The organism is Ruegeria sp. SCSIO 43209, assembly GCF_019904295.1.
In the GTDB taxonomy this organism is placed as follows: Bacteria; Pseudomonadota; Alphaproteobacteria; order Rhodobacterales; family Rhodobacteraceae; genus Ruegeria.
This window is the reverse complement of record NZ_CP065359.1, coordinates 2,102,436-2,118,679: the sequence shown is the minus strand read 5'-3', so window position 1 is coordinate 2,118,679 and position 16,244 is coordinate 2,102,436. Positions and strand designations below refer to the sequence as shown.

The 16,244-nt window shown below is 58.0% G+C and carries 19 protein-coding genes and 1 other RNA gene; 9 read left to right on the top strand and 11 right to left on the bottom strand.

Translation table 11 applies throughout. The features are described 5' to 3' along the window. Positions 1-8: 8 nt before the first annotated feature. The 4 genes from I5192_RS10635 to I5192_RS10620 form a co-directional block, all read right to left on the bottom strand. Positions 9-980 (bottom strand): DUF2927 domain-containing protein, encoded by a 972-nt coding sequence (locus I5192_RS10635; RefSeq protein ID WP_170609448.1) that lies wholly within the window; start codon positions 978-980, stop codon positions 9-11. Then, positions 980-2,170 (bottom strand): toxic anion resistance protein, encoded by a 1,191-nt coding sequence (locus I5192_RS10630; RefSeq protein WP_170392243.1) that lies wholly within the window; start codon positions 2,168-2,170, stop codon positions 980-982. The genes I5192_RS10635 and I5192_RS10630 overlap by 1 nt, the downstream gene beginning before the upstream one ends. 29 nt (positions 2,171-2,199) lie before the next feature. After that, positions 2,200-3,114: a 5-bromo-4-chloroindolyl phosphate hydrolysis family protein gene (locus I5192_RS10625; RefSeq protein WP_223116816.1), complete on the bottom strand. Its 915-nt coding sequence runs from the start codon at positions 3,112-3,114 to the stop codon at positions 2,200-2,202. Between the two features lie 175 nt (positions 3,115-3,289). Beyond that, the gene (locus I5192_RS10620) at positions 3,290-4,186 is read right to left on the bottom strand and encodes a pseudouridine synthase (RefSeq protein WP_255611739.1); all 897 of its coding nucleotides are present in this window, start codon (positions 4,184-4,186) and stop codon (positions 3,290-3,292) included. Between I5192_RS10620 and I5192_RS10615 the strand changes: the two genes are divergently transcribed. Beyond that, positions 4,167-4,619, top strand: a complete 453-nt coding sequence (locus I5192_RS10615; RefSeq protein WP_170420696.1) for a nucleoside deaminase — start codon at positions 4,167-4,169, stop codon at positions 4,617-4,619. The two genes, I5192_RS10620 and I5192_RS10615, sit on opposite strands and share 20 nt — an antisense overlap. Here the strand turns inward: I5192_RS10615 and I5192_RS10610 are convergent. Both I5192_RS10610 and I5192_RS10605 read right to left on the bottom strand, forming a co-directional pair. Continuing rightward, positions 4,616-5,782, bottom strand: coding sequence for a M24 family metallopeptidase (locus I5192_RS10610; RefSeq protein ID WP_223116815.1), 1,167 nt, complete (start codon positions 5,780-5,782; stop codon positions 4,616-4,618). The genes I5192_RS10615 and I5192_RS10610 overlap by 4 nt on opposite strands. Next, positions 5,782-6,474, bottom strand: a complete 693-nt coding sequence (locus I5192_RS10605) for a metal-dependent hydrolase (protein ID WP_223116814.1) — start codon at positions 6,472-6,474, stop codon at positions 5,782-5,784. Before I5192_RS10605 ends, I5192_RS10610 begins: the two co-directional genes overlap by 1 nt. A gap of 57 nt (positions 6,475-6,531) precedes the next feature. Here I5192_RS10605 and I5192_RS10600 point away from each other — a divergent pair, with 57 nt between their 5' ends. Beyond that, positions 6,532-7,215 (top strand): ceramidase domain-containing protein, encoded by a 684-nt coding sequence (locus I5192_RS10600; protein ID WP_223116813.1) that lies wholly within the window; start codon positions 6,532-6,534, stop codon positions 7,213-7,215. 30 nt (positions 7,216-7,245) lie between these two features. Here the strand turns inward: I5192_RS10600 and I5192_RS10595 are convergent, their stop codons facing one another. Further along, positions 7,246-7,809 (bottom strand): DUF4202 domain-containing protein, encoded by a 564-nt coding sequence (locus tag I5192_RS10595; protein WP_223116812.1) that lies wholly within the window; start codon positions 7,807-7,809, stop codon positions 7,246-7,248. Positions 7,810-7,963: 154 nt separating this feature from the next. After that, positions 7,964-8,122, bottom strand: coding sequence for a hypothetical protein (locus I5192_RS10590; RefSeq protein WP_170401611.1), 159 nt, complete (start codon positions 8,120-8,122; stop codon positions 7,964-7,966). Positions 8,123-8,346: 224 nt separating this feature from the next. On the opposite strand from I5192_RS10590, the gene gatC reads away from it, so the two are divergent. From gatC to rnpB, 5 genes are all read left to right on the top strand, one after another. Continuing rightward, on the top strand, positions 8,347-8,634 hold the full coding sequence (gene gatC, locus I5192_RS10585; protein ID WP_170392224.1) for an Asp-tRNA(Asn)/Glu-tRNA(Gln) amidotransferase subunit GatC: 288 nt from the start codon (positions 8,347-8,349) through the stop codon (positions 8,632-8,634). A gap of 3 nt (positions 8,635-8,637) precedes the next feature. Beyond that, positions 8,638-10,125: an Asp-tRNA(Asn)/Glu-tRNA(Gln) amidotransferase subunit GatA gene (gatA, locus tag I5192_RS10580; RefSeq protein WP_223116811.1), complete on the top strand. Its 1,488-nt coding sequence runs from the start codon at positions 8,638-8,640 to the stop codon at positions 10,123-10,125. Positions 10,126-10,166: 41 nt separating this feature from the next. Further along, complete coding sequence (locus tag I5192_RS10575) at positions 10,167-10,871, top strand: hypothetical protein (protein WP_170420712.1); 705 nt, start codon at positions 10,167-10,169, stop codon at positions 10,869-10,871. Next, complete coding sequence (locus I5192_RS10570; protein ID WP_255611736.1) at positions 10,855-11,526, top strand: N-acetylmuramoyl-L-alanine amidase; 672 nt, start codon at positions 10,855-10,857, stop codon at positions 11,524-11,526. Before I5192_RS10575 ends, I5192_RS10570 begins: the two co-directional genes overlap by 17 nt. A 124-nt stretch (positions 11,527-11,650) precedes the next feature. Beyond that, positions 11,651-12,044, top strand: an RNA gene (rnpB, locus tag I5192_RS10565) — RNase P RNA component class A. A 6-nt stretch (positions 12,045-12,050) separates the two neighbouring features. On the opposite strand, the gene I5192_RS10560 is transcribed toward rnpB, so the two are convergent. Beyond that, positions 12,051-12,383: a GYD domain-containing protein gene (locus I5192_RS10560; protein ID WP_170392216.1), complete on the bottom strand. Its 333-nt coding sequence runs from the start codon at positions 12,381-12,383 to the stop codon at positions 12,051-12,053. Positions 12,384-12,763: 380 nt separating this feature from the next. On the opposite strand from I5192_RS10560, the gene rpmG reads away from it, so the two are divergent. Continuing rightward, positions 12,764-12,931: a 50S ribosomal protein L33 gene (gene rpmG, locus I5192_RS10555; protein WP_010441901.1), complete on the top strand. Its 168-nt coding sequence runs from the start codon at positions 12,764-12,766 to the stop codon at positions 12,929-12,931. Between the two features lie 207 nt (positions 12,932-13,138). Then, complete coding sequence (locus I5192_RS10550; protein ID WP_170392214.1) at positions 13,139-13,645, top strand: membrane lipoprotein lipid attachment site-containing protein; 507 nt, start codon at positions 13,139-13,141, stop codon at positions 13,643-13,645. A 294-nt stretch (positions 13,646-13,939) separates the two neighbouring features. Here I5192_RS10550 and I5192_RS10545 read toward each other — a convergent pair whose 3' ends face one another. After that, positions 13,940-14,995 carry an ABC transporter ATP-binding protein gene (locus I5192_RS10545; protein ID WP_170392212.1) on the bottom strand — a complete coding sequence of 352 codons (1,056 nt, stop codon included), beginning with the start codon at positions 14,993-14,995 and terminating at the stop codon, positions 13,940-13,942. Further along, the gene (locus tag I5192_RS10540) at positions 14,995-16,242 is read right to left on the bottom strand and encodes a hypothetical protein (RefSeq protein ID WP_370644300.1); all 1,248 of its coding nucleotides are present in this window, start codon (positions 16,240-16,242) and stop codon (positions 14,995-14,997) included. Before I5192_RS10540 ends, I5192_RS10545 begins: the two co-directional genes overlap by 1 nt. Between the last annotated feature and the right edge of the window lie 2 nt (positions 16,243-16,244).

Sequence of the window (16,244 nt, the reverse complement as noted above, 5' to 3'; positions counted from 1 at the left end):
CTTCGGGGTCAGAGCGACTGCCCCATCAATTCGCGTGCAATGATACGGACCACTGGCCGCGCTTCGTCAGCTGTCATGCCAGGCTTGAGGCGCGGGTCGTATAGAATGGTTAGTAGTTTTTCATCATGGCTTGTGAGCAGGGCGAACTCGTCGTCATCGTTGAAGATTGATGGCCGGGCAGACGGGCTGTCATTCGGCAGCCCCAATCCCTGAGCGATCTCTTCGTGGACGCAACTCAGGCGCACCAGATCGGGATGTTCCGCCCGGATCAGGGCAACAGCCCGGGTATATGTCTGTGGCGCGCTGTTCGACGCCGAAGCGAATACAAAGCAATAGAAAGAGCGTGGCAGTTTGTCGAAGAGGTCAAGTTGTGCCTGCCCTATGCCCGGGATCAGTTGTCGCAGCCGGGCTTGCACATAAGCGGTATCATCTTCACCCGCCACGAAGACGTGGAAATTTGCATTCCGGGTGGTGGTTGAGACCGGGTGTCCAGTGAGCCGCGACAAGCGGTTGGCGTAGGCGTCAATTCGGGCGGCCTCTTGCTGGCGGACTTCAGGTGCAACCGATGGACCAAACTCGGGCTTTATGCGAACCGGCGACGACCAGCGACTAAGCTGTCGGCTGGTGCGACTGCTGCCGCTGGCAACGGCTTGCCCCGGATATTCATTATAAAACGCTATGGTCTCAAAGTTCCGAGCCAGATCATCGGCATCATAGGGCGTATCAGGGCCACCGCCATCGGTTCTCAGCAACCCGCGCGTCAGCAGGTTATTTTGTACGCTTTCATAGTATCGCGCGAGATCAAGGCTCGCTGGTGAGGGCGCTTGATATGCATTGCTCAGGCCTTGCGGCTGGGCAGGTTGAGGTTCAGGAGCGATCGTCGTCGTCAATGCCTCATCGCAGCCAGCAAATGCCAGCAGCGACAAGCCCAATACTGCAATCTTAGCGCGATGAAATGGCCGCACGCCCGCTGTTTCCATTATCCGGGAACAGCCGTTCCGGCATTGTCGCCGATCCCGTCCTGTCGCGCCTTGGCCGAGGCGAGCGTGTCGCGCAATTCGGCCTCCATCTTCTTCAGTTCTTCCTCGGCTGCGGCGCGTTTGGCCTTGCCTTCGTCTGCAATGGCGAGGCTTTCGTTGATGGTGCCGATCAGGTCTGCATTGGCTTGTTTGACGGCTTCGATATCGAAGACGCCACGCTCCATCTCTTCGCGGATCATTTTGTTGGATTCGCGCAAGTTGGCGGCGTTCGAGGTCAGCAATTCATTGGTCAGATCATTGGCATCACGTACGGCAGCGGCGGCCTCGGCACTGCGCTGTATGGTGACAGCTTGTGCCAGCTGGGTTTCCCAGAGCGGTACTGTGTTGACGAGGGTCGAGTTGATCTTGGTCACCAGTGACTTGTCATTTTCCTGCACCAGACGGATGGAGGGCAGCGATTGCATCGTCACCTGACGGGTAAGCTTCAGGTCGTGGACCCGGCGTTCCAGATCATCGCGCGCGGCACGCAAGTCGCGCAATTCCTGCGCTTTCATCACCTGTTGGTCTTCGGGCGCGGCCTGAACCTCGGCCTCTTTTTCAGGAATGTCGTGGCTGTCCAGCTCGGTCAGCTTCTCCTCTCCCGCTGCGATGTACAGTGCGAGTTCGTCGTAGAACTCCAGCGTTTTTTCGTACAGCAGATCCAAAGACTTGATATCTTTCAGCAGTGTATGCTCATGCCCCAGAAGATCATCAGTGATCCGGTCGATCTGGCTTTGAACGTCTTCATACTGCGCTGTGAACTTGGCAAAGGGCGCGGCGCGGCCCAGTAGTTTTTCCCACCAGCTACGCTCGCGACGTACATCCAGTTCGCTGACTGAGAATCCGCGGATCGTTGTTACGATGTTGCGAAGGCTGTCACCCGCCGGGCCCACATCCTTGTTGCGGACATCGGCCAGCATCGCCTGACTGATCTCTTGCAATTCTGCCTGTGCTGAAGACCCAAAGGACACGATCGAGTTTGTGTCGCCCATGTCGATCTCGCCCATCCGCTTGCGGATCTCGGCACCAACCGGTTCGTCGGCCTCTTCCAGCGGGACAATCTCGGCCTGCGGCTCGGGGAGAGCGACGGCGGTGACTTCCTGCACCAGCGTTTCAGCCTCGACTGCCTTGTTCTTGATCTCATCGGACATGGGGTAATCCTCGCTTACATAAAAGCCGGTCAGTCCAACCGGACGCCTTCGCGCTGCAGCCTGTCGCGCAGCACATCAATTTCAACCGTCAGATCACTGCGGTCATCCAATAGCATCTTTCGCGTCCGCGCCGCGAAATTCTGTTCAAGATCGTCCAGCAACGCCGAATAGTCCGCCAGCGCCTGCGCATCACGCGTCCGTGCATAGACGTCCGAAAACTTCACCGTCGCATCGCGCGCGCCCTGCAAATAAACCGTCAGGTATTTTCGGGCACTAGCCAGATCGCGCGGGTCTTCCTCGACCGTGCGAAACAGATCGCGGGCTGTATCCTGAAAGCGTTCGACCCGCGCTTCGATCCGGCGGTCACCTGCGCGTTTTATTGCATCTGTCATTTGGGTCAGATGGGTTTCGGCGTCCTCGACCACGCGTGCGACACGGTCCTGCTGGAAGGTGTCGACACCCTCCATTCCTTTGTCCTTCATTGGGTCGAGGCCGAAGGAAACCGAATGTAGAACCGTTGCAGCGGCGCCAAACAGGATGGGGGCCAGCAGGCTTACCTGTGATGCTGTTTCGGCGTCCAGAAATTCGGTCCGGTATGAGGCTAGCGCCGCCCCCAAACCGGTCAGAACGCTGGAAAATATCTTGCGGGGAAACGCAGGTCTGCGTGCGGTGCGGCGGGCGTTGTAAGCGGATTCGGCCCTTAAACCTTCGCGCAGCAGAAACGCGGCAGCGGTCAGTAGCCCTGCCGCAACCAGGCCTATGGTCATTCCGATCGCGCCATCGTTCAGAGACAGAAACACCAGTGGTATCGCCGGGACAAACAGGATGTTCGCGCGTGCACCTGCCGGTTCGACACGGGCACCATCGAATTGGCCACGCGATGGCTGATCCTGCGAGGAAACATCGCCTTCTGGGCTGAATTTGCCGCCGTACCGTTTGGCCATTTCGCTACAGGCCCCCCAACAGACCGGTGCAGACGCCGAACAACAGCACCAACAGGGCCGCATAGGCCAATTTTTGTACTCCGGTCCCGGACATGGCGCCCCCCAACTGTGACCATCAGGGAAAATTTAGGCGATACGAGGGCTTGGCGCTAGGGGGAAGGTTGAATAACCCGCGTCACTTGCGAGGTTTCTTGCCGATTGCTGGTCTTTTGCGCTGCGGTCGAGCATGGCGTTTGGCCGGGGGTATTCCGCTATCCTCAGCATCCAGCCCCAGTTGGTCGCGCATGACACGGCGGCGGATTTCTTCAACCTCGCCGGGTTTCAGGTTGCCCAGTTGGAATGGGCCGTAAGAAACCCGCAAAAGCCTGTTCACCACATAACCGATATCTTCGATAGCGCGGCGGATTTCGCGATTTTTGCCTTCGCGCAGGCCGATGGTCAGCCAAGCGTTCGCGCCCTGTTGCCGGTCCAGTGTCACGGTCATGGGCTGAAACCGCTCACCATCGATTACCAGGCCTTTGCGCAGCGGTTCGAAATCTTCGTCTTTGGGGCGTCCATTTACCCGCACCCGGTATTTGCGTAGCCATCCAGTTGAGGGCAGTTCCAGCTTGCGCTTGATGCCGCCATCATTAGTCAGCAGCAGCAATCCTTCCGAGTTCAGATCGAGTCGCCCGACGCTCATGACCCGGGGCATATCCTCGGGCAGGTCGTCAAAAATCGTCTTGCGGCCTTTTTCGTCACGCGCCGTCGTCACCAGTCCCGGTGGCTTGTGATAGAGCCACAGGCGTGATGGCTCGGGCTCGGATACTGGTTTACCATCGACGGTAATCCTGTCCTTGGCGGTTACGTTCAGCGCAGGGCTGTTGATCGCCTTGCCATTCACGGTCACACGTCCGGCTTCGATCATGCGTTCAGCTTCGCGGCGCGAGGCGACACCGGCGCGGGCCAGCACTTTGGCGATCCGGTCGCCGGGAGGAGGGGTATTGGTCATCCTCCGGCCATAACCCATCCCGGCGGCTTGCGAAAGACGGGTTTCTGAGGCAGTCAGAGGCATGAAGTTCAGATCCCACATGAAACAGGCGCTGGAACAGGCACAGGCGGCAGCAGACCGAGGTGAAGTGCCGGTCGGCGCGGTGATCGTCGCGCCCGACGGGCAGGTGGTGGCCGCAGATGGGAACCGCACCCGCGAGTTGAATGACCCCACTGCCCATGCTGAGATTCTGGCTCTGCGCGCCGCATGTGCCGCGGCCGGGTCCGAGCGTTTACCCGATCATGACCTTTACGTAACCCTTGAGCCTTGTGCCATGTGCGCCGCAGCGCTGGCCGCAGCCCGCATCCGGCGCATCTACTACGGCGCTTCCGATCCGAAATCTGGCGGTGTCGCGCATGGCGCGCGCGTGTTTTCACACCCACAGGCCCACCATCGACCCGAGGTCTATGACGGCATTGCCGCCGAAGAGGCTGCCGCGCTGCTGAAACGCTTCTTCGCGGCGCAGCGCGGTTAAGTTTTTACGACCATTTCACGTGAGATATCAGCCAGGGGCTTGCCCCCATCTGACGTCACCACAAAGCTTTCGGTAATCGCCAGTCCCCAGTCTGGGGTCCAGAGGCCGGGCATTAGGTGAAAGGTCATATTCTCTTGCAATTCCGTCGTGTCACCGGGTCGCAGGCTCATGGTGCGCTCGCCCCAGTCGGGCGGATAGCTGAGCCCGATGGGATAGCCGGTGCGGTTGGCTTTGACATACCCCGCGCGGGCGAAACTGTCATAGACACAAGCCGCGACCTCTTCGCAGGTGATGCCAGGGCGTGCGGCGGTCATTGTGTCGTCGATAGCGGTTAGAACGGCGGCTTCGGCCCGGCGGATATCATCCGGGGGATCACCCAGAAACAGGCTGCGACTGGCGGGGCAGTGATAGCGTCGATAGCAGCCGGAGATTTCGAAATAGGTCGCCTCATCCCGCGCCAGAGGTCGGTCGTTCCAAGTAATGTGCGAGGCAGAAGCCTCACGACCGGAGGGTGCAATCGGCACGATAGCAGGGTAATCTCCGGCTAGGCCGGGCAGTCCGGCGATGCCTGCCGCCTGCACTTCGGCGACAAGTTGGTTTTTGGGCAATCCTTCGCGATATGCGTCACGCAGAACTCCGTGCATATGTGCGGTCAGCTGACCCGCCTTGCGCATCATTGCGATCTCGGCATCGCTTTTTACGGCGCGCTTCCAATTCACAAGCCCTGTGGCGTCAATCAATGCACCGAAGGCGCGTTCGAGGATGCGGTGACTGGCGGCTGAGTAATAATAGTTATCCATCTCCACGCCGATACCAGAGGTCCAGCCGCGATCCCGCAACGCAAGGACGAGCGCGTCGACCGGATGGTGGTCCGGGTGTTGCACATGCTCTTCGGGCCAGTCCAGCAGGTCCATCTGGTCCAGCCAGGTGGTCTGCGCAGCCCCCGCCTTGTCCTGCGTTCTGCCCCACCAAAGGGGCGATCCGCTGGCGGGCAGGATGACCATCTGCGGTACGTAAAAGCTCCAACCGTCATAACCGGTGAGCCACGCCATGTTCGATGGGTCCGTGATCAACAAGGTCTCGATACCCTGTTGATCCATCGCAGAACGGGTCTTGTGAATGCGGTCAGCGTATTCCTGCGCGCTGAAATCCGACGCGGGCATCAGAGAGAAATCGCCTGCATGACCTCGGGCTCGATTACATCGACACCGGGTAACCCGTCAGCCAATTCCTGAGCCGATTGCGCGAGAATCGGAAAGGTCTTGTAATGGCACGGGATCACTGTCTTGAAATTGAAATACCGCTTGGCAGCATAGGCAGTGCCCTTCATGTCCATGGTAAAGTGGCCGCCTGCCGAAAGGATGCCGATATCGGGTTTGTAATAATCACCCATCCACTCCATGTCGGCCATAATGTCGGTATCGCCAGAGAAATAGAGCATACAGTCCTCGGACGCGATCATATAGCCGACCTCGGTTCCACCCGTGCGAAGACCATCAGGCGTCGAGAAGGTCGAGCTGTGCGACGCAGGCACCATCGTTAATTTGACACCGTTTAGGTCAACAGTGCCACCCTTGTTGAATCCGACCGTTTCAATACCTTCAGCCTCGGCCCAGTAGCCCATCAGGTCGTATTGCCCGACCACGGGCACGTTTAGATGTTTGGCCAGCGGCAGCACATCGACGACATGATCGAAATGAGTATGAGTCAGCAGGATATGCGTCGCGCCCGCAACGGCTGCGTCATGCTGATCTTCGGGCAAAGACGGGTTGCCCGTCAGCCAGGGATCGATCAATAGAACTTGTCCTGCTGTTTCGATGCGAAAGCTGCCATGTCCCAGCCAAATGATATCCATAGAGAATCCTCCCATTTTCCGCTTGGAGTTAGCCTAGCATCGGCTATGTAAAAATCTATGGATTGGACGCAGTATGTTGATGGATATTGTGAGAGGCTCTCACCCGCGTATTGGGCCGAGCCGATAAACGCGATTACCAATGCGGCCTTTCTTATTGCTGCATTTGTGATGTGGCAAAGGGCGCGCGGGCGGGGCGCACCTTTGGCGATGGCTTTGGTTGTCATATTGGCGATGATCGGAATTGGCAGCTATCTGTTCCATACCCATGCGCAGGTTTGGGCGGCGATCTTGGATGTGACGCCAATTCTGCTGTACATCCTCGTTTACATCTACGCAGTGAATCGCGATGTCTGGCGGCTGAGCAACAGATACGCGCTGGGTTTGACCGCGCTGTTCTTTCCATACGTGGCGCTGACGATCCCGCTATTCCAGTTGGTGCCTGGGCTTGGTGGCTCGGCGGCATACGCCCCAGTTCCTCTATTGATTCTGATTTATGCGGTCCTGTTGCGCCGGAAAGCCCCGGACACTGCGTGTGGGCTGACAATAGGAGCAACTGTCCTGATCACCTCGATCACCTTTCGATCACTGGACACTCCAATTTGCGGGTATCTGCCAACGGGGACGCATTTTATGTGGCACATTCTGAATGCAGTTATGCTGGGCTGGATGATTGAGGTTTATCTGCGGGCGATCCGAAATCCACCTGCCGGAGCTGCGGTGGCTGCAGGATCAGGACATTGATCAGAACCACCGAAGCATCATCCTGATTGGTTAGTCCCTGAACGCAGCAGCCAAAGCCTCGGGCAGATCAAATTCAGCCAATACGCGCGCGCGGCCTTCGGCTGACATCTTGAAAGCCGTTTTTTCAACGATGCGCTGGATTTTTTCGGCGGAGTGCTTGGCGGCAAAAGGTTCAAAGTACCATTTCAGAAAAACGAAACAGATCACGTCCTCAAGCGCCTGTACCTCGGCATTGCGCTTGATCCCCTGTTTGCGCAGCATTTGCCCGACGGCTTCTATATCGTCCGCACTATATTCAGCCTGTTCCATGAAACCTTGCACAACGTCAGCGTGATATACGCCTTGCGCCTTCCTCCAGGCCAGATACCCTGCACGTCCTTCGGGGTATTCAGTGCGCTTTAGCTTCCAGCGTTCGACATGCTGACCACGTGCGGCGATCTGTAAAGCATCCGACGCATCGGGAAATAGCCGATCCAGCTCGGTGCTCATGCGTTGGCCATAAAGCAGCTCGACCGGCTGGCCGTCCTCCATATTAGGGTCTTGCGCATTTGCTGCGTCAATTGCGTCCAGAACGGTTTGCTTGCGTGTGCTCATTCTCTGCTCCGTTAGCTCGCCTGAACTGCACCTGACGGGTGGTTCGGCGTTTGGTCCAAGACCATGCTAACGAGTTGTTGGAATGGGTGCAGCAGTCAATTGTAAAAAGCGCCGGATCGGGAGGGGGCATACCGATCCGGCGCGCAGGTCAGGGTTATTTGCCTGCCTGGGTGTGGTCCCTCGTCACGGGCTCCGAAACAGGCGCGGGGAAGCTAAGGTTTCGGGTCAGATTGTTCATATCGATACCCAAAGCCAGGGCGGGCGAGGTCAGAACCAGAGCGGACAATATGAAGGCGGGAAGAAGGGTTTTCATGAGGTGTCTCCGATTTCTCGTTGCGTCACGATATTGAGGTGAACTGTTCGGTTCATTTTTTCAATGGCAAAACTGAACTAATCGGTTTACTTATTTGCATATCAGCCATTCAAATATGCATGGCAGCTGGCGATATTGGGTCTGAATCCGCGTCTGCCGCCTGTCGCTCTTGCGAGTGTTGCGGCAGGCAGGTAAACGCCCCCTAACGTAGATGAGGGTTTCCGATGTCGATTGACCAAAGCACCGCCGCCAAGGTGGCCAAACTGGCCCGGATCAAGGTCGAGGATGATGCGCTGCCTGCGCTGGCGTCCGAGTTCAACAATATCCTCGGGTTTATCGAGCAACTGAACGAAGTGGATGTCGAAGGCGTCGAGCCGATGGTCTCGGTCGAGCCGATGCGCCTGAAGCGTCGTCAGGACGTGGTCACCGATGGAAACCAGCAGGACAAGGTCCTATCCAACGCCCCCGATGCGCGCGAAGGGTTCTTCGCTGTTCCAAAAGTTGTGGAGTAAGTCATGAGCGAACTGAACAAACTGGGCCTGGCCGAGGCCCGCGATGCGCTGCGTGCCAAAGAAGTGACCTCGGTCGAACTGACCGAGGCCTGCCTCAAGGCCATTGACGACGCCGACGCGCTGAACGCGTTTGTCCACAAGACGCCCGAGATCGCGTTGGAGCGCGCCAAGGCGGCGGATGAGCGGATCAAAGGCGGCGACGCGCCTTCGATGTGCGGTCTGCCGATCGGCATCAAGGACCTGTTTTGCACTAAGGGCGTGCCCTCGCAAGCGGCCTCGAATATTCTCGAGGGGTTCAAGCCCGAATACGAATCCACCGTGTCGCAACAATTGGCGGATGCTGGTGCTGTGATGCTGGGCAAGCTGAACATGGACGAGTTCGCGATGGGTTCGTCTAATGAAACATCCGTTTACGGCAATGCGGTCAGCCCGTGGCGGCGCGGCAATGACGATGCACAGCTGACACCCGGCGGCTCGTCCGGTGGCTCAGCCTCGGCTGTCTCGGCTGACCTGTGTCTGGCCGCGACCGGTACCGATACCGGCGGTTCGATCCGCCAGCCTGCTGCTTTTGTCGGCATCACCGGCATCAAGCCAACCTATGGCCGTTGCTCGCGTTGGGGTATCGTGGCCTTTGCGTCTTCGTTGGATCAGGCTGGACCGATGACCAAGAACGTCCGTGACGCAGCGATCATGCTGGAAACCATGTGCGGTCATGACCCCAAGGATTCCACCAGCGCCGAGCTGGCCGTGCCAAATTTCGAGGCGATGCTGACCGGCGATATCAAAGGCAAGAAAATCGGTATCCCCAAGGAATACCGCATGGACGGCATGCCTGCCGAGATTGAAAAGCTTTGGGCCGATGGCACCGCTATGCTGAAAGACGCAGGCGCCGAAATCGTAGATATCTCGCTGCCGCATACCAAATACGCGCTGCCTGCCTATTACGTGATTGCTCCTGCCGAGGCGTCGTCGAACCTCGCCCGCTATGACGGTGTCCGGTATGGCCGCCGAGCGCAGTTGGCTCAAGGCGATGGCATCACCGAGATGTACGAAAAGACCCGCGCCGAAGGCTTCGGCCATGAGGTCCAGCGCCGGGTGATGATCGGCACCTACGTGCTGTCTGCAGGCTTCTATGACGCCTACTACAACCGCGCCCGCAAGGTCCGTACCCTGATCAAGAAGGACTTCGAAGATGTCTTTGCTGCAGGCGTTGATGCGATCCTGACCCCGGCAACGCCGTCGGCCTCGTTCGGTCTGGGCGAGATGACCGAGGCTGATCCTGTTCAGATGTACCTGAACGATGTGTTCACCGTGACAGTGAACCTCGCTGGCCTGCCCGGTATTTCGGTTCCTGCTGGTCTGGACAAACAGGGCCTTCCGTTGGGTCTGCAGCTGATCGGCCGTCCGTGGGAGGAAGGCGATCTGCTCAACACCGCCTACGCGCTAGAGAGCGCGGCTGGGTTTGTGGCCAAGCCCGGAAAATGGTGGTAATCCTCAATCCTGACACGGCAATAAAGAACCGGAGCAGTCAAATGCGCAAATTGCTTCTGATCCCGGCCCTTGGGCTGATCGCGGCATGTGATACCGTTACCCCTGTTTCGGGTACCGGTTTCAATACGCCGGAATATCAGGCGCAGCGCGAGGCCGAACTGGCCGGGCAGGGTCTGGCCGGTAATCCGCTTGCGCCACCCGAGGCGGTTTCCGAACAGCCGCTCTCGGCGCAGGGGGCTGTTGGTGCCGCGCCGACAGGCGACGCCACTGACATCGCCAACCAGACAGCCATTGCCTTGGCGAATACGTCGGGTCAAGAGACGCGCGTCGCGCCTCTGACTGCAACAAACAACCCAAGTATCTCTGATGAGCAGGATTTTGAGGCTGTCTCGAACCGTCGCAGTATCGATGCCGACGCTGCTCGTATCGAACAGAATCGGCAGTCTTACGAGGTCGTCGCCCCTACTGCCGTGCCCGAGCGTGGCTCTGACGGGCAACCCAATATCGTGCAATACGCCCTGAGCACTTCGAACCCCATCGGTACCCAGTTGTACAGCCGAGCGGGATTTAACCTGCAGGCCAAGGCACAGCGCAACTGCGCTCAGTTCGCCTCACCTGATCAGGCGCAGATTGAGTTTCTGTCGAATGGAGGCCCCCAGCGTGACCGCAAAGGGCTGGATCCGGACGGCGACGGTTACGCCTGCGGCTGGGACCCCAGCCCGTTCCGCAGTGCCGTCAACAACTAAGCTCTCCCCCATCTGGCACCCATCGCCCAATTTCGGCCCCCGCCGGGATGGGCTGTCACCCAAGCTGATCGTGCTGCACTACACTGCAATGGAGAGCGCTGCTGCCGCGCTTGAACGTCTTTGCGATCCGGGTCCCGAGGTCTCCGCCCACTACCTGATCGGTCGCGACGGTGCGCTCTGGCAGCTTGTCCGAGAGGAAGATCGCGCTTGGCACGCCGGGGCAGGGGAGTGGCAAGGGCAAGCCGACATAAACTCCCGCTCGATCGGGATCGAGCTGGACAATGGCGGAGATCACCCGTTTGCCGAACCCCAAATGCGTGTATTGGAACAGCTTTTGCCCGAACTCATGCAGCGTTGGACCATCGCGCCTGAGGGTGTGATCGGGCATTCCGACATGGCACCGGGCCGCAAGTCCGACCCCGGCCCTCGGTTCGACTGGCAAAGGCTGGAACACCAGCGCCTTGCCGCTCGGCGTGGTACTGCCCTCGAACCGAACGTCAACTTCCGCGAGCTGGCGCAGAACCGGGGCTACACAGCGACAAGCGACGAGAAGACGCTCCTAAATTCCACACGCCTGCGCTATCGCCCGTGGGCCTCAGGCCCCTTGCACCTCGATGATCTCATAGCCCTCTGTCCGCTCCCAAAATCGACCTGATCCGCCCTTCATCTGGCCAAAAATATCTCGGGGATGAATTGGCCGTAGGCCAAGAAGGGGCTGGCCCCTTCACCACCCCAACCCCTCTTGACGCCATCACGCACAGAGCCTACCCAACTCACGCGCGGAGGGCCGGATGGCCGCTGGGGTCTTTAGGCCCGAGAGGAAAGTCCGGACTCCACAAGGCAACGGTGCCGGGTAACGCCCGGGCGGGGAAACCCGACGGAAAGCGCCACAGAAATCAGACCGCCACACATGTGTGGCAAGGGTGAAACGGTGGGGTAAGAGCCCACCGCGCCGCTGGCAACAGTGGCGGCACGGCAAGCCCCACCGGGAGCAATGCCGAATAGGGTCCCCGCGCGGGCCGGTCGGTGCAAACCGATACCGCCGCTAGGTACGCCTTGGCCGAGAGGGACCGGGTTGGCAGCTCGAGCCGCGCAGCAATGCACGGCCTAGAGGAATGGTCATCGAAGGGGGCAACCCTGGAACAGGATCCGGCTTACAGGCCCTCCGCGCATCTCCTGTTAACCGCCCGGAGGTGTGTAGGTGCCGCCAAGTGCTGCAGCTTTTTCGGCGACGGCAACAAATTCCTGCGCCGACCATGCGCGAACGGTCTCGATCCTCGAAACCGCACCCGTGCCCGCGACGGCCATGCCAATTGCCACAGCATCACTGCCTTCAGGCAGTTCGCTGATAACGACGACATCATTGCCTCCGGTGGTTATATAAAATGAGATCAGTCTGCCGCCTGCTTTCTCAAGCAAGGCCTTGACGGGACCGGTGCGATCTTCCGGTTTTGCCAACATTCCTTTGACCCCATCTTGCGAATAAGACGCATAGGTAATGAAAACAGGCATATTTCTCTCCCTTGGTTGCAGTTTATTCGGAGCGCTAAAAGCGGCCGACTCCTTGGCCGTGTCGCGTGCAGGATTGCGCGCAAACCGGAAAAGACCCGGCCAAATAGACAGCCGGGCGTTGCTATAGTTGTGAGCGGTGTTGTCCGCCGGAATTTACATCCGGCCCGGTATTACCTAAGTCCGCAAAACGGGCTTCGAAGGTTCCGGCGACACTATCACAGAATCGTGAGCGCTCCAAATCGACTGCTCTTGAAGCCGTGTCAGGAATTGTTCCCCTAACGCGGCGAATCCGGTTGACTTGGGCGCATGAGCGGTTAAAAGCGCACGCTCATAAGGATTCAACCGAAAGGCCCCTGCCTTTTCGGACGCAGGAGATAACCATGGCGAAGCCGACGACAATCAAGATCCGTCTGAACTCGACCGCGGGCACGGGCCACTTCTACGTGACCAAGAAGAACGCGCGCACCATGACCGAGAAAATGACCATTCGTAAATACGATCCGGTCGCTCGGAAGCATGTCGAGTACAAAGAAGGCAAGATCAAGTAATCTGCCCTCTGACATACTTTTTGAAGAAGGACTCTGCCATGCAGGGTCCTTTTTTGTATTGTTTTGGGGTATCTCTTAGTAGGCGTAAACCAAGCAGGGGCGTTGCAGGGGCGCATCAGAGGTTTGGGTGTTCTGAATCTCAGCGGCTTGCTTTTTCTAATCCCCTGCCGCTACGCTTCAGCAACCCTTTCCAAAATGTTGACCGCCATGAAAAAAATCTTGTTGCCCGCTCTTGCTGTTCTGACATTGTCAGCCTGCGAAGACCCCTTTAACCGCGAAGGTGTTGGTTTCACCGGGATTGATGGTGAACCGCGCACAGTGTCGGATGTGAAAGGCGCCGTAGCCTTTTTGCCGCCAGAAACCAACATCCCGGCGGAACTGGCCAAGCTACCAACGGTCCAGGTTACATCGGACAAAGCCGAGCTTGAAAAGATCGCGGGTGTCGCAATCGATAATGGCGGTCGCTCAGATGCGAATTCAGTTCAGCTCACTGGCAGTGATACCAATCTGTACCTGAGCAATGTCAGTGTAAACGGTCAGTTGTTCGGCGTCCTGCGTACGGAAAACAACTCCACCAAAGTTGATACATCGGTGGGCTCGGCCTTTGGCGCTCAAACGGAACGCTTTACCGGATGCTTGCCCGCGGGTGATGTATACCGCAAAGGTTCGTCCGAGCGCAGTTCGGGTTTTGCAGTGCCACTGAACTGCCGTTAATTTAGCTTACACAATCTAAGTAAAAGCCCCCGCCATTGGCGGGGGCTTTCTAGTTTCAGTGTTTCTGCAAGTCTTACGAGACGCTGAACAAGGGCCCAAACCCAGCAGCGGTCATTCAATCCATGTGACACACCGGACGATGATCACGTGAGTTCAGAGGCCCCCGCCATCCGTTGGCATCCAAGCAAGCGCTATGCGTGTTCTCTATTTCGCCCCACCGCCAAAGAATAATCAGTGGTGAAACTCAGACCCGATCAGCAGAACTGTTTAACCTCAACTGATAGGAAGCAACGTTCATTGCTCTACCAATGCCTGCCCATTCTCGTCAAAGAAATGAAGTTTGTCGGTGGGAAAATGCAGGCCGATCTTTGCCCCAGGCTTTAGAGCGGTGTCCCCATTCAGGCGCACGGTAACCTTCTCTTCGGCGCCGCAATCCACGATCAGGAAGGTATCTGCCCCCAGATACTCAATCACCTCGATGATGCCATCACATTGCCCATCGCCCGATGATACAACATCGATGTGTTCGGGGCGAATGCCGAGTTTGCTTGCTACACCCGAGCGCGCGAAGTCGCCGCCTCTGCCATGTTCCAGAGTGTAGCCATCGTTCTGAGTCGTGCACGGCAATATGTTCATTTTGGGGCTGCCAATGAACTGTGCGACAAACAGATTGGCAGGGCGTTCGTAAAGTTCGCGGGGTGTGCCGACTTGCGCGATCTTGCCGTACTCAAGCACGACGATGCGGTCGGCCAATGTCATCGCTTCAACCTGATCGTGCGTCACGTAGATCATTGTGCGCTTTAGGTTCTGATGAAGTTTCGCGATTTCGTAACGCATTTCGACACGAAGCGCTGCATCAAGATTCGAGAGCGGTTCATCGAACAGAAACGCCGTCGGGTCGCGCACGATAGAACGACCAATTGCAACGCGCTGCCGCTGTCCACCGGACAGGTCCTTGGGGCGACGTTCCAGAAAAGGTCCCAGCTTGAGAACCTCGGCGGCTTTATTGACCTGCTCTGCTATCTCGGCCTTCGGAACACCCGCGACCTTAAGTGAGAACCCCATATTTTCGGCGACCGTCAGGTGGGGATAAAGCGCATAGGACTGGAACACCATCGTCAGACCCCGCTTGGAGGGTGGGTGATCCGTGACATCATTGCCGTTGATTAGTAGCGATCCGCGCGAGATATCTTCAAGCCCACCGATCATGCGAAGCAGGGTGGATTTTCCACAGCCCGATGGACCGACGAAGACGATGAATTCACCTTCATCAATCATTAGGTCAACGCCTTTGATGACCTGGGCCGAGCCAAACCACTTTTCGACGGATTTTAGTTCGATGCTGCCCATTAGTTCCTCCCTGCCCAATGCAGCCAAACCGCGGCTGTCCAGGTGAATGAATTCCCTCCGGCAGGGCTGCCGGTCAGAGGATCGTAGTATTCAGCGAAGCCGTTTGTTGCGATCAGCTGCGACGTTTTCTGGCGCAGTGCCTCGGCTTCTTCGAGGTGCCCCATATCCGCTAATCCAAACCCGATCAGCATATTCATGAAACCCCAAGTGGGACCCCTCCAGTACCTGCGTTGGTCGAAGTTGGGCATCGCGGGGTCATAGCTGGGAACTGGAAAGGGTACTTTTGCAAGCGTCGCCCGCAGGCGCTCCAGCATGTGCTGTGAGTCAAGTCCCCCAAACCAGCAAAGATACGACGCGTTAGAGATGCTTCCGGCCCAATCACCAGTCAGCGCATCACGCGAGTCGAACGAGCTCAGCGTTTCGTTCCACAAAGATCGCGCGCCCGCTTCGAGCCTTTGAATGTCGCTACTTAGTTCATCCGCAGCAATTCCAAGCCTTTCGCTGATCTCCTGCAGATCGCGTGCGGCGCGCAGAGTGATAAATGTCATCGTCGGATCTGCGACTCGGAAGTGATTCAGGCTCAGCAACTTCTGTTGATCCCAGTCGGCCTGACAGCCGATCTGAACCAATTTGATATAGCGGTCATAGTCGTATTTGGTCGGTCGGTCTGCACTGTTGACGTGGCTTGTGTCACGACGCTGGTAGTCTCCGACACCTGTGGGATCTACGCCCTCCATTGCTTTGTCCCAGTCCGGTGCATTGTCGCGACCAGCTTCCCACGGATGCGTGGTGCAGACCGCGCCGTGTTCGTCGAGTCGCCATTTCATGATCCAGCGATGCCACGCCAGCAGAGATGGGAAGAGCGCGCGAACGCGGTCCGCGCCTGCATCGCCATCTTTTTCCCAGATCTTCCGCGCCACAGTTGCAGCCACCGGGGGCTGAATGATGCCAGAGGACGGGATCGGCCCGTGGCCACCCCAGACATCCGGGCCGGGGTAATATCCGTCATCCTGTTTGTGGAACAGGATATGCGGCACCATTCCATCATCCCACTGGCCCGAGAACAGTGTTTCAAGTTCCACCCAGGCTCGATCAATGTCGAACTCGGCAAAACCAAGCGCCGCAATCGCGCTGTCCCAATTCCATTGATAGGGGTAAAGCCCTTCGGTCGGGATGGTGTAGCCGCCGCGATCATTGGCAACCAGAATGTTGCGCGCCTCGCGGTCGGGGTTTGTATGTTGGTTCATCT

Bases quoted from the DNA above. Each gene is read 5' to 3' on its own strand.
- I5192_RS10635 (WP_170609448.1), bottom strand. From the start codon at position 980: ATGGAAACAGCGGGCGTGCGGCCATTTCATCGCGCTAAGATTGCAGTA.
- I5192_RS10630 (WP_170392243.1), bottom strand. From the start codon at position 2,170: ATGTCCGATGAGATCAAGAACAAGGCAGTCGAGGCTGAAACGCTGGTG.
- I5192_RS10625 (WP_223116816.1), bottom strand. From the start codon at position 3,114: ATGGCCAAACGGTACGGCGGCAAATTCAGCCCAGAAGGCGATGTTTCC.
- I5192_RS10615 (WP_170420696.1), top strand. From the start codon at position 4,167: ATGAAGTTCAGATCCCACATGAAACAGGCGCTGGAACAGGCACAGGCG.
- I5192_RS10620 (WP_255611739.1), bottom strand. From the start codon at position 4,186: ATGTGGGATCTGAACTTCATGCCTCTGACTGCCTCAGAAACCCGTCTT.
- I5192_RS10610 (WP_223116815.1), bottom strand. From the start codon at position 5,782: ATGCCCGCGTCGGATTTCAGCGCGCAGGAATACGCTGACCGCATTCAC.
- I5192_RS10605 (WP_223116814.1), bottom strand. From the start codon at position 6,474: ATGGATATCATTTGGCTGGGACATGGCAGCTTTCGCATCGAAACAGCA.
- I5192_RS10600 (WP_223116813.1), top strand. From the start codon at position 6,532: ATGGATTGGACGCAGTATGTTGATGGATATTGTGAGAGGCTCTCACCC.
- I5192_RS10595 (WP_223116812.1), bottom strand. From the start codon at position 7,809: ATGAGCACACGCAAGCAAACCGTTCTGGACGCAATTGACGCAGCAAAT.
- I5192_RS10590 (WP_170401611.1), bottom strand. From the start codon at position 8,122: ATGAAAACCCTTCTTCCCGCCTTCATATTGTCCGCTCTGGTTCTGACC.
- gatC (WP_170392224.1), top strand. From the start codon at position 8,347: ATGTCGATTGACCAAAGCACCGCCGCCAAGGTGGCCAAACTGGCCCGG.
- gatA (WP_223116811.1), top strand. From the start codon at position 8,638: ATGAGCGAACTGAACAAACTGGGCCTGGCCGAGGCCCGCGATGCGCTG.
- I5192_RS10575 (WP_170420712.1), top strand. From the start codon at position 10,167: ATGCGCAAATTGCTTCTGATCCCGGCCCTTGGGCTGATCGCGGCATGT.
- I5192_RS10560 (WP_170392216.1), bottom strand. From the start codon at position 12,383: ATGCCTGTTTTCATTACCTATGCGTCTTATTCGCAAGATGGGGTCAAA.
- rpmG (WP_010441901.1), top strand. From the start codon at position 12,764: ATGGCGAAGCCGACGACAATCAAGATCCGTCTGAACTCGACCGCGGGC.
- I5192_RS10550 (WP_170392214.1), top strand. From the start codon at position 13,139: ATGAAAAAAATCTTGTTGCCCGCTCTTGCTGTTCTGACATTGTCAGCC.
- I5192_RS10545 (WP_170392212.1), bottom strand. From the start codon at position 14,995: ATGGGCAGCATCGAACTAAAATCCGTCGAAAAGTGGTTTGGCTCGGCC.
- I5192_RS10540 (WP_370644300.1), bottom strand. From the start codon at position 16,242: ATGAACCAACATACAAACCCCGACCGCGAGGCGCGCAACATTCTGGTT.